At 56.0% G+C, this 11,475-nt stretch carries 5 protein-coding genes, 5 tRNA genes and 3 rRNA genes; 12 read left to right on the plus strand and 1 reads right to left on the minus strand.

Annotated elements, in window-relative coordinates:
- Positions 1-1,446 (minus strand): peptidoglycan DD-metalloendopeptidase family protein, encoded by a 1,446-nt coding sequence (locus tag SD196_RS02890; RefSeq protein ID WP_331319956.1) that lies wholly within the window; start codon positions 1,444-1,446, stop codon positions 1-3.
- A 182-nt stretch (positions 1,447-1,628) separates the two neighbouring features.
- Here SD196_RS02890 and tyrS point away from each other — a divergent pair, with 182 nt between their 5' ends.
- The 12 genes from tyrS to SD196_RS02950 all read left to right on the plus strand — a co-directional run bounded on the left by tyrS (position 1,629) and on the right by SD196_RS02950 (position 11,450).
- Positions 1,629-2,828 (plus strand): tyrosine--tRNA ligase, encoded by a 1,200-nt coding sequence (gene tyrS, locus SD196_RS02895; RefSeq protein WP_370600610.1) that lies wholly within the window; start codon positions 1,629-1,631, stop codon positions 2,826-2,828.
- 545 nt (positions 2,829-3,373) lie between these two features.
- Positions 3,374-4,909 (plus strand): 16S ribosomal RNA (locus tag SD196_RS02900).
- A gap of 64 nt (positions 4,910-4,973) precedes the next feature.
- Positions 4,974-5,050 (plus strand) — tRNA-Ile (locus SD196_RS02905).
- Between the two features lie 27 nt (positions 5,051-5,077).
- Positions 5,078-5,153: transfer RNA gene (locus SD196_RS02910), tRNA-Ala, on the plus strand.
- Between the two features lie 232 nt (positions 5,154-5,385).
- Positions 5,386-8,277: ribosomal RNA gene (locus SD196_RS02915) — 23S ribosomal RNA — on the plus strand.
- 131 nt (positions 8,278-8,408) lie between these two features.
- Positions 8,409-8,524: ribosomal RNA gene (gene rrf, locus SD196_RS02920) — 5S ribosomal RNA — on the plus strand.
- Together the 16S, 23S and 5S rRNA genes with 2 tRNA genes alongside form the textbook arrangement of a ribosomal RNA operon.
- A gap of 135 nt (positions 8,525-8,659) precedes the next feature.
- Positions 8,660-9,604, plus strand: a complete 945-nt coding sequence (birA, locus tag SD196_RS02925; protein ID WP_331320200.1) for a bifunctional biotin--[acetyl-CoA-carboxylase] ligase/biotin operon repressor BirA — start codon at positions 8,660-8,662, stop codon at positions 9,602-9,604.
- Positions 9,594-10,343 carry a pantothenate kinase gene (locus tag SD196_RS02930; RefSeq protein WP_275609975.1) on the plus strand — a complete coding sequence of 250 codons (750 nt, stop codon included), beginning with the start codon at positions 9,594-9,596 and terminating at the stop codon, positions 10,341-10,343. Before birA ends, SD196_RS02930 begins: the two co-directional genes overlap by 11 nt.
- A gap of 9 nt (positions 10,344-10,352) precedes the next feature.
- Entirely contained in the window at positions 10,353-11,030 is a 678-nt protein-coding gene (locus tag SD196_RS02935; protein ID WP_275609976.1) for an SPOR domain-containing protein, read from the plus strand.
- Between the two features lie 141 nt (positions 11,031-11,171).
- A tRNA-Tyr gene (locus SD196_RS02940) sits at positions 11,172-11,256 on the plus strand.
- Positions 11,257-11,281: 25 nt separating this feature from the next.
- Positions 11,282-11,355 (plus strand) — tRNA-Gly (locus tag SD196_RS02945).
- Between the two features lie 19 nt (positions 11,356-11,374).
- Positions 11,375-11,450 (plus strand) — tRNA-Thr (locus tag SD196_RS02950).
- The last annotated feature ends 25 nt before the right edge of the window (positions 11,451-11,475 follow it).

An 11,475-nucleotide genomic window follows, 5' to 3' on the forward strand; every position in this document is an offset into this window, starting at 1 on the left:
TCAGCGCTTGTTCAGGGCCAGGAAGGTTGCCTTCTCCTGGTCCATGCGAGCGATCAGCGGTTGGGTCTGAGCGAGGAAGCGCTTGCGTTCCGGACCACTCAGCGGGTCGGCCGTCGGCAGTTTGGCGCTCAGCGGATCGACGTGCTGGCCGTTGACCTGGAACTCGTAATGCAGGTGCGGGCCGGTGGCCAGGCCGGTCATGCCAACGTAACCGATGATCTGGCCCTGCTTCACCGCTACACCGGAGCGGATGCCCTTGGCGAAGCGGCTCATGTGGCCGTACACGGTGCGATAGCGCTGGCCGTGCTGGATCACGACGGCGTTGCCGTAACCGCCCTTGCGGCCGGCTTCGAGGATCTTGCCGTCGCCGGTAGCCTTGATCGGCGTGCCGATGGGCGCCGCGTAGTCCACGCCCTTGTGTGCACGAATCTTGTTCAGGATGGGGTGGAAACGCCCGATCGAGAAGCGCGAACTGATGCGGGCGAAGTCCACCGGAGTTCGGATGAACGCCTTGCGCATGCTGCTGCCGTCGGCGCGCAGGTAGCTGGTGTTGCCCTGCTTGGTGGTGTAGCGCACCGCGGTGTATTCCTTGCCGCGGTTGACGAAGCGGACAGCGAGGATGCTTCCGGTGTTGACCTGCTTACCGTTCACCTGCTGGGATTCGTAGATCACATCGAACTCGTCGCCTTCGCGAATATCCTGGGCGAAGTCGATGTCGTAGCCGAGGATGTTGGCCATCGACATGATCAGGTCGTGGGACAGGCCTGCGTTCTTGCCGGCGGCGAACAGCGAACTGTCGATGCGGCCGTGGGCGTAGTTGGCGTGCACCGACGGTTTGACCAGGTCGCGCTTGAAGTCATACCCCTTGGCGGACTTGCTCAGGCTGATGGTCTCCATGTCGCTGCGCTTGACCTTCAGGCCCTGCAGGTCGCCCTTGGCGTCAATGAGGAAATCCACGTCCTGGCCGACATCGAGACGAGTGAACTGCTTGGCGTCCTTGTTGGCGGCAAGCATGTCGTGCACGACGTTCGCCGGCAGGCCGGCCTTCGCGAACACGTTGGAAAGAGTGTCGCCCTTGCCCACGGTCACGCTCTTCCACGCAGGCTCTGCGGGGGCGGAGGGGGAGGCTTGTTTACTCGAGTCGGCGAGATCGTTCTTCTTTTCCGCGTCTTTTCCGGCGCTGTTCTGGTTATCGGACGAACCTTCTATCTGTGCAAAGGGAGAAGAGCCGTCGTCTTCCGTGACCGGGTTGGGTCGAAGATCGTCTTTTTCCTGAATGATGCGGTCTGTGCCGCTCTCCAGCTCCAGATTGAGCGTGGTCTTCTTCGCCTCGACCTCGGCCGAGGGGAACACCAGCAGAGCCAGGCTGAGGAGCGCTGCTACACCGCTTGCGGCCAGTAGATGGCTCTTCGGGTAGTACGGCGCTTTCTGATCGGATTGCGTCATGGCGTGAGTGGTGTTTTGGGAATGTGAAATAACTGCCTAAAATATAACCAAATTCCTTCAGAGGCAACCCTGCTGACGGGCTTCTGACGTCCTGTCCTCTGGCGCCGGGCAAAACTTGTTTTTAGTGCCTGTTCTTGTATCGTTGGTTCCCTTTCGCAATTCGCAACGTACAGGAAACTGCAATGAAGTCGGTCGAAGAGCAGCTGGCGCTGATCAAGCGCGGAGCGGACGAAATTCTCGTGGAGGCCGAGCTGATCGAAAAGCTCAAGCGCGGCCAGCCCCTGCGTATCAAGGCCGGCTTCGACCCGACCGCCCCCGATCTGCACCTCGGTCACACCGTTCTAATTAATAAGCTGCGCCAGTTCCAGGATCTGGGGCATCAGGTGATCTTCCTGATCGGTGACTTCACTGGGATGATCGGTGACCCCAGTGGGAAAAGTGTTACCCGTCCTCCCCTCACTCGCGAGCAGGTTCTCGAGAACGCCGAGACCTACAAGGCACAGGTTTTCAAGATCCTCGACCCCGCGAAGACCGAAGTGGCCTTCAATTCCACCTGGATGGACCAGCTTTCCCCCGCTGACTTCATTCGCCTGGCTTCCCAGTACACTGTTGCCCGTATGCTGGAACGCGATGATTTCAGCAAGCGCTATGCCAACAACCAGTCCATCGCCATTCACGAGTTCCTTTATCCGCTGGTTCAGGGCTACGACTCGGTAGCGCTGCGCGCGGACGTGGAGCTTGGCGGCACCGACCAGAAGTTCAACCTGCTGATGGGGCGTGAGCTGCAACGTGCGTACGATCAGGAGCCGCAGTGCATCCTGACCATGCCGCTGCTGGAAGGTCTGGATGGCGTGAAGAAGATGTCCAAGTCCCTGGGCAACTACATCGGCATCCAGGAAGCGCCGGGCGTCATGTACAGCAAGCTGGTCTCCATCCCGGACACCCTGATGTGGCGTTACTTCGAGCTGCTGAGCTTCCGCTCCATGGAAGAGATCGAAGGCTTCAGGAAGGATGTAGAGGCAGGCGCCAACCCGCGCGACATCAAGATCAAGCTGGCCGAGGAAATCGTTGCTCGCTTCCATGGCGAAGAGGCTGCCGCTTCGGCGCACAAGTCCGCCGGTAACCGTCTGAAGGAGGGCGAGCTGCCGGAAGACCTGCCGGAAGTGGAAGTCGCTGCGGCCGAAGACCTGCCGATCGGCGCAGTCCTTAATAAGGCTGGCCTGGTGAAGAACTCCGCAGTCGCTCGCGATCTGCTGTCTTCCAGCGGCGTGCGTGTGGACGGCGAAGTCGTGGATCGCAGCTTTGTCTTCAAGATCGGCGCTACCCACGTTCTGCAGGCCGGCAAGAAGGCCTTCGCACGTGTCACCCTGGTCGCCGAGTAAAGAAAGTTTAAAAAAGTCGTTGACGGGTCTTTTTAAGTCCCTATAATGCGCACCACTCCCAGCGACGAAGCGCTGAAAGAGCTTGAAAATCAAGCACTTACAAAGATTCGAAGCTGAGAGTGGTGGTCCGGCAGGTGAATCACTTGCCACTGTTCATTCGCTGCTCCGGCAGTGAGTCGAAAAGAAGATCATCGAGGTGCTTGACAGTGAGTTTGATCACTGTAGAATGCGCCTCCCGCTGGTGAGAAGGTTTCCTTCTCCGAAGCGCAAGCGGTTGAGTAGAAAAGAAAATTTTCGAAAACAACGCTTGACAAGATGAGGTGCTGCTGTAGAATGCGCGCCTCGGTTGAGACGAAAGCCTTGACCAACTGCTCTTTAACAAGTCGAATCAAGCAATTCGTGTGGGTGCTTGTGATGTAAGACTGATGATCGACTGATTATCAGCAACGCAAGTAACACTCGTGAATTCGAGAGTTTTAGCTCTTTAAATAGAGCATGCGATTGCTGAGCCAAGTTTAGGGTTTTCGCAAAACCCAAGCAGTATTGAACTGAAGAGTTTGATCATGGCTCAGATTGAACGCTGGCGGCAGGCCTAACACATGCAAGTCGAGCGGATGAGTGGAGCTTGCTCCATGATTCAGCGGCGGACGGGTGAGTAATGCCTAGGAATCTGCCTGGTAGTGGGGGACAACGTTTCGAAAGGAACGCTAATACCGCATACGTCCTACGGGAGAAAGCAGGGGACCTTCGGGCCTTGCGCTATCAGATGAGCCTAGGTCGGATTAGCTAGTTGGTGGGGTAAAGGCCTACCAAGGCGACGATCCGTAACTGGTCTGAGAGGATGATCAGTCACACTGGAACTGAGACACGGTCCAGACTCCTACGGGAGGCAGCAGTGGGGAATATTGGACAATGGGCGAAAGCCTGATCCAGCCATGCCGCGTGTGTGAAGAAGGTCTTCGGATTGTAAAGCACTTTAAGTTGGGAGGAAGGGCAGTAAGTTAATACCTTGCTGTTTTGACGTTACCAACAGAATAAGCACCGGCTAACTTCGTGCCAGCAGCCGCGGTAATACGAAGGGTGCAAGCGTTAATCGGAATTACTGGGCGTAAAGCGCGCGTAGGTGGTTTGGTAAGATGGATGTGAAATCCCCGGGCTCAACCTGGGAACTGCATCCATAACTGCCTGACTAGAGTACGGTAGAGGGTGGTGGAATTTCCTGTGTAGCGGTGAAATGCGTAGATATAGGAAGGAACACCAGTGGCGAAGGCGACCACCTGGACTGATACTGACACTGAGGTGCGAAAGCGTGGGGAGCAAACAGGATTAGATACCCTGGTAGTCCACGCCGTAAACGATGTCGACTAGCCGTTGGAATCCTTGAGATTTTAGTGGCGCAGCTAACGCGATAAGTCGACCGCCTGGGGAGTACGGCCGCAAGGTTAAAACTCAAATGAATTGACGGGGGCCCGCACAAGCGGTGGAGCATGTGGTTTAATTCGAAGCAACGCGAAGAACCTTACCTGGCCTTGACATGTCCGGAACCTTGCAGAGATGCGAGGGTGCCTTCGGGAATCGGAACACAGGTGCTGCATGGCTGTCGTCAGCTCGTGTCGTGAGATGTTGGGTTAAGTCCCGTAACGAGCGCAACCCTTGTCCTTAGTTACCAGCACCTCGGGTGGGCACTCTAAGGAGACTGCCGGTGACAAACCGGAGGAAGGTGGGGATGACGTCAAGTCATCATGGCCCTTACGGCCAGGGCTACACACGTGCTACAATGGTCGGTACAGAGGGTTGCCAAGCCGCGAGGTGGAGCTAATCCCACAAAACCGATCGTAGTCCGGATCGCAGTCTGCAACTCGACTGCGTGAAGTCGGAATCGCTAGTAATCGTGAATCAGAATGTCACGGTGAATACGTTCCCGGGCCTTGTACACACCGCCCGTCACACCATGGGAGTGGGTTGCTCCAGAAGTAGCTAGTCTAACCGCAAGGGGGACGGTTACCACGGAGTGATTCATGACTGGGGTGAAGTCGTAACAAGGTAGCCGTAGGGGAACCTGCGGCTGGATCACCTCCTTAATCGAAGATCGCAGCTTCTTCATAAGCTCCCACACGAATTGCTTGATTCACTGGTTAGACGATTGGGTCTGTAGCTCAGTTGGTTAGAGCGCACCCCTGATAAGGGTGAGGTCGGCAGTTCGAATCTGCCCAGACCCACCAATTGTTGTGGTGTGCTGCTGATCCGATGGGGCCATAGCTCAGCTGGGAGAGCGCCTGCTTTGCACGCAGGAGGTCAGGAGTTCGATCCTCCTTGGCTCCACCATCTCTAAATCGTCGAAAGCTCAGACAGGAATGTTCGGTGTAACGAACCTTGCTGTCTGGACTTTGTGCCAGAACTGTTCTTTAAAAATTTGGGTATGTGATAGAAGTAGACTGAATAATCTCTTTCACTGGTGATTATTCAAGTCAAGGTAAAATTTGCGAGTTCAAGCGCGAATTTTCGGCGAATGTCGTCTTCACGTTCGAGACAATAACCAGATTGCTTGGGGTTATATGGTCAAGTGAAGAAGCGCATACGGTGGATGCCTTGGCAGTCAGAGGCGATGAAAGACGTGGTAGCCTGCGATAAGCTTCGGGGAGTCGGCAAACAGACTTTGATCCGGAGATCTCTGAATGGGGGAACCCACCTAGGATAACCTAGGTATCTTGTACTGAATCCATAGGTGCAAGAGGCGAACCAGGGGAACTGAAACATCTAAGTACCCTGAGGAAAAGAAATCAACCGAGATTCCCTTAGTAGTGGCGAGCGAACGGGGACTAGCCCTTAAGCTTCTTTGAATCTAACAGAACGCTCTGGAAAGTGCGGCCATAGTGGGTGATAGCCCCGTATGTGAAAGGTTCTTTGAAGTGAAATCGAGTAGGACGGAGCACGAGAAACTTTGTCTGAATATGGGGGGACCATCCTCCAAGGCTAAATACTACTGACTGACCGATAGTGAACCAGTACCGTGAGGGAAAGGCGAAAAGAACCCCGGAGAGGGGAGTGAAATAGAACCTGAAACCGTATGCGTACAAGCAGTGGGAGCCTACTTTGTTAGGTGACTGCGTACCTTTTGTATAATGGGTCAGCGACTTATATTCAGTGGCGAGCTTAACCGTATAGGGAAGGCGTAGCGAAAGCGAGTCTTAATAGGGCGATTTAGTCGCTGGGTATAGACCCGAAACCGGGCGATCTATCCATGAGCAGGTTGAAGGTTAGGTAACACTGACTGGAGGACCGAACCCACTCCCGTTGAAAAGGTAGGGGATGACTTGTGGATCGGAGTGAAAGGCTAATCAAGCTCGGAGATAGCTGGTTCTCCTCGAAAGCTATTTAGGTAGCGCCTCACGTATCACTCCAGGGGGTAGAGCACTGTTTCGGCTAGGGGGTCATCCCGACTTACCAAACCGATGCAAACTCCGAATACCTGGAAGTGTCAGCGTGGGAGACACACGGCGGGTGCTAACGTCCGTCGTGAAAAGGGAAACAACCCAGACCGTCAGCTAAGGTCCCAAAGTTGTGGTTAAGTGGTAAACGATGTGGGAAGGCTTAGACAGCTAGGAGGTTGGCTTAGAAGCAGCCACCCTTTAAAGAAAGCGTAATAGCTCACTAGTCGAGTCGGCCTGCGCGGAAGATGTAACGGGGCTCAAACCACACACCGAAGCTACGGGTGCATCGCAAGATGCGCGGTAGAGGAGCGTTCTGTAAGCCTGTGAAGGTGAGTTGAGAAGCTTGCTGGAGGTATCAGAAGTGCGAATGCTGACATGAGTAACGACAATGGGTGTGAAAAACATCCACGCCGAAAGACCAAGGGTTCCTGCGCAACGTTAATCGACGCAGGGTTAGTCGGTCCCTAAGGCGAGGCTGAAGAGCGTAGTCGATGGGAAACAGGTTAATATTCCTGTACTTCTAGTTACTGCGATGGAGGGACGGAGAAGGCTAGGCCAGCTTGGCGTTGGTTGTCCAAGTTTAAGGTGGTAGGCCGAACACTTAGGCAAATCCGGGTGTTCAAGGCCGAGAGCTGATGACGAGTCGTCTTTTAGATGATGAAGTGGTTGATGCCATGCTTCCAGGAAAAGCTTCTAAGCTTCAGGTAACTAGGAACCGTACCCCAAACCGACACAGGTGGTCGGGTAGAGAATACCAAGGCGCTTGAGAGAACTCGGGTGAAGGAACTAGGCAAAATGGCACCGTAACTTCGGGAGAAGGTGCGCCGATGAGGGTGAAGCATTTACTGCGTAAGCCCATGTCGGTCGAAGATACCAGGCCGCTGCGACTGTTTATTAAAAACACAGCACTCTGCAAACACGAAAGTGGACGTATAGGGTGTGACGCCTGCCCGGTGCCGGAAGGTTAATTGATGGGGTTAGCGAAAGCGAAGCTCTTGATCGAAGCCCCGGTAAACGGCGGCCGTAACTATAACGGTCCTAAGGTAGCGAAATTCCTTGTCGGGTAAGTTCCGACCTGCACGAATGGCGTAACGATGGCGGCGCTGTCTCCACCCGAGACTCAGTGAAATTGAAATCGCTGTGAAGATGCAGTGTATCCGCGGCTAGACGGAAAGACCCCGTGAACCTTTACTGTAGCTTTGCACTGGACTTTGAGCCTGCTTGTGTAGGATAGGTGGGAGGCTTTGAAGCGTGGACGCCAGTCTGCGTGGAGCCAACCTTGAAATACCACCCTGGCATGCTTGAGGTTCTAACTCTGGTCCGTCATCCGGATCGAGGACAGTGTATGGTGGGCAGTTTGACTGGGGCGGTCTCCTCCTAAAGAGTAACGGAGGAGTACGAAGGTGCGCTCAGACCGGTCGGAAATCGGTCGCAGAGTATAAAGGCAAAAGCGCGCTTGACTGCGAGACAGACACGTCGAGCAGGTACGAAAGTAGGTCTTAGTGATCCGGTGGTTCTGTATGGAAGGGCCATCGCTCAACGGATAAAAGGTACTCCGGGGATAACAGGCTGATACCGCCCAAGAGTTCATATCGACGGCGGTGTTTGGCACCTCGATGTCGGCTCATCACATCCTGGGGCTGAAGCCGGTCCCAAGGGTATGGCTGTTCGCCATTTAAAGTGGTACGCGAGCTGGGTTTAGAACGTCGTGAGACAGTTCGGTCCCTATCTGCCGTGGACGTTTGAGATTTGAGAGGGGCTGCTCCTAGTACGAGAGGACCGGAGTGGACGAACCTCTGGTGTTCCGGTTGTCACGCCAGTGGCATTGCCGGGTAGCTATGTTCGGAATAGATAACCGCTGAAAGCATCTAAGCGGGAAACTAGCCTCAAGATGAGATCTCACTGGGAACTTGATTCCCCTGAAGGGCCGTCGAAGACTACGACGTTGATAGGTCGGGTGTGTAAGCGCTGTGAGGCGTTGAGCTAACCGATACTAATTGCCCGTGAGGCTTGACCATATAACACCCAAACAATTTGTGTGTTCGATGGTGAAGTCGACGAACCGAAAGTTCGTGTGAACCGCAAATGACTGTCACATACCCGAATCTGGATGAGCGTGTGCGAATGCCACGAGCGTCCTAAAGAATTGCTTGACGACCATAGAGCGTTGGAACCACCTGATCCCATCCCGAACTCAGCAGTGAAACGACGCATCGCCGATGGTAGTGTGGGGTTTCCCCATGTGAGAGTAGGTCATCGTCAAGCGCCTATCCCAAAGCCCCTGGTTAGCGAAAGCTGGCCGGGGGCTTTGCTTTTGCGCGCGGGAAAACCGGTGTTTTGCTGCATAGGCAAGTCCGGCATGCCTCTATATGATGCGTGCCTGAATATTGCGGGGGTGATATGCAGACCTTGCTGACATTGCTGAGCGATGGCCGCTTCCATTCAGGAGAAGAGCTCGGTGCTCTGCTCGGGGTAAGCCGAAGTGCCGTCTGGAAACGCCTCGAAGGTCTCGAGCGCGACTACGGGATGGTCGTGCAGAGAGTGCGCGGTCGTGGCTATCGCCTGGAAGAGCCACTGAGCATCATCGCGCCCAGGCAGGGCTTCGGCCCCTGGCCGCTGGATGTGCTTTTCTCCATCGACTCCACCAACGCTGAAGTGCTGCGGCGCCTAGCCGCGGGCGCGGCTGCGCCGTTCGCTATTCTGGCGGAGCGCCAAACCGCCGGCCGCGGCCGGCGTGGGCGTCAGTGGGAAAGCCCATTCGGTGCCAACATCTATTACACCCTTGGCATTGCTGTTCGAGGTGGCGCGAAGGAGCTCGAAGGGCTGAGCCTTGTGGTAGGGCTTGCTGTTGCGCGCGCCATTCGCTCCCTGGGTGTTGCCGATGTCGGGCTCAAGTGGCCCAACGACGTCCTGGTCGGCGGCAGGAAGATCGCCGGCATACTGCTGGAGCTCACGGGAGATCCCGCCGATATCTGCAGCGTCGCCATTGGTATCGGCATCAATGTGAATATGCGCAAAGCCGAGACTATTGATCAGCCCTGGACGTCGCTGCGTGAGGCGCTGGGTGTGTTGCTCGATCGTAATGCGCTGCTCGCAGAGTTGGAGTTGGAGCTTGCCCAGGTGCTTTCCCGCCACCGCGAGCAAGGTTTCTCTGCCAGCCTCGAGGAGTGGGAGTCTCTTCATCTTTGGCAGGGGAAGCAGGTCATGCTATCCACTGCCGCCAATAATATCGTTGGGCGCGCGTTGGGCATCGATGAGCGAGGCGCTTTGCGCCTTCTGGTCGATGGGCAGGAGCAGCGTTACAGCGGAGGCGAGCTGAGCCTGAGGTTGTCTGATGATTCTTGAATTGGATTGCGGTAATAGCCTGATCAAGTGGCGTGTGGTCAGAAAACACGATCTGGTGACTGTTGCCGGGGGCGTGGCCGATTCTGATCCGGCGCTGCTTGCACAGTTGCAGGCAAACGGCGCTCTGGATATTCGCTATTGCCGCATGGTGAGTGTGCGCAGTGAGCAGGAAACCGAGGCGCTGCGCAGCTCGCTCGAAAATGCGTTTCCCGTCTCAGTCCAGGTTGCCGCGCCGGCGAAAGAGCTCGCTGGCGTCGTGAACGGCTATCGCGAATACCAGCGTCTGGGTATGGATCGTTGGCTTGCACTGGTGGCAGGGCATTGTCTGGCGGGGCGTGGTTGTCTGGTGATCGATCTGGGCACCGCGGTGACTTCCGATCTGGTTGATGCCTCCGGGCGCCACATGGGCGGTTACATCGCCCCTGGGATGCCGCTGATGCGTAGCCAGTTGCGGACGCATACACGCCGTATTCGCTATGACGATGAGGCGGCCCATGAGGCGTTGCAGAATCTGTTGCCGGGTCAGGAAACCTCTGAAGCGGTGGAGCGTGGTTGCGTTCTGATGCTTCGGGGTTTCGTGCGCGAACAATGCGCCCTGGCCAGCCAACTGCTGGGCGACGAATGTGCGGTGTACCTCACCGGGGGGGATGCCGAGCTGGTGAAGGACGAGCTTGCGCGCGCCGTGGTGCTTCCGGATCTGGTGTTTCTCGGCCTGGCGCTCGCCTGCCCGATTGAGTGAGTCTGATTGATGCGTTGGTTCTTTCTGTTCCTGTTGGCATTGAACGTCTTTTATTACGTATGGCATCAGCAGCAGGCGCCGCTCCGTCCCAAGGAAGTTGCGCCCCTGAGTCTGTTCCATAGTGAGCAGAAGAATATTCGCCTGCTGAGCGAGTCGAGCGAGGCGCCCCAGCGCCGGCAGGCTGATGAAAAGCCGGCGGCCCCGGCGTCGGCCTGCCTGTTCCTGGGGAGCTTCCCGGCCGAGGAGCGCGCCCGGCTGCTGGCGCAGCGACTTATCAGTCTGGATGTGCAGGCGTCGGTGCAGACGGTGGATGCGGCTGCCGGTATGGATTATTGGGTATATCTGCCGCCCCTGGCTTCACGTCAGGCATCGCTGTGGCAGCTGCGCGAGCTGCAGGCGCGAAAGATCGACAGCTACATCATTACTGAGGGTGACCTGGCGGATGGCATCTCGCTAGGGATCTTTCAACGCAAGGACTCCGCGGACAGTATCGTGGAGCGCCTGAAGTCGGCAGGCTATGACGCGCTGATCCGCGAACTGGCGCGCTCGCAGCACGATTATTGGGTGCAGGTCGCCCCCGATAGCAGTCGCCTGGTGGACGATTCCCTGGTGCGCCAATTGGCTCCGGATTTCCCTGAACTGCAAAAACAAACAATGCCATGCAAAAGCGTTGCAAGCCCTCAATAGTTTGAATAGAATGGCGCCCGCTTCACAGGGGTGACCTGAAAAGGGAAAACACTGGAAGCCGTTGTCGAAGAGCTAAGCTCAAGTTTTTTAAAGAAAAACAGTTGACAACGCGGTGGCAGGCTGTAGAATGCCGCCTCACTCGGAGGGGTTCCCGAGCGGCCAAAGGGATCAGACTGTAAATCTGACGTCTCAGACTTCGAAGGTTCGAATCCTTCCCCCTCCACCAGTTTCAAGCGTGAGCCTCAAGCTCCGCGGGTATAGTTCAGTGGTAGAACCTCAGCCTTCCAAGCTGATGATGCGGGTTCGATTCCCGCTACCCGCTCCAAGTTTGTTGCTTATGTCTTGCTCATGTAGCTCAGCTGGTAGAGCACACCCTTGGTAAGGGTGAGGTCAGCGGTTCAAATCCGCTCATGAGCTCCATCTCGCAAAGGCAGATATGAAAATA

The sequence above is a fragment of the Pseudomonas macauensis genome, from assembly GCF_047902425.1.
Taxonomy (GTDB): Bacteria; Pseudomonadota; Gammaproteobacteria; order Pseudomonadales; family Pseudomonadaceae; genus Pseudomonas.

Bases quoted from the DNA above. Each gene is read 5' to 3' on its own strand.
- birA (WP_331320200.1), top strand. From the start codon at position 8,660: ATGCAGACCTTGCTGACATTGCTGAGCGATGGCCGCTTCCATTCAGGA.
- SD196_RS02890 (WP_331319956.1), bottom strand. From the start codon at position 1,446: ATGACGCAATCCGATCAGAAAGCGCCGTACTACCCGAAGAGCCATCTA.
- SD196_RS02930 (WP_275609975.1), top strand. From the start codon at position 9,594: ATGATTCTTGAATTGGATTGCGGTAATAGCCTGATCAAGTGGCGTGTG.
- tyrS (WP_370600610.1), top strand. From the start codon at position 1,629: ATGAAGTCGGTCGAAGAGCAGCTGGCGCTGATCAAGCGCGGAGCGGAC.
- SD196_RS02935 (WP_275609976.1), top strand. From the start codon at position 10,353: ATGCGTTGGTTCTTTCTGTTCCTGTTGGCATTGAACGTCTTTTATTAC.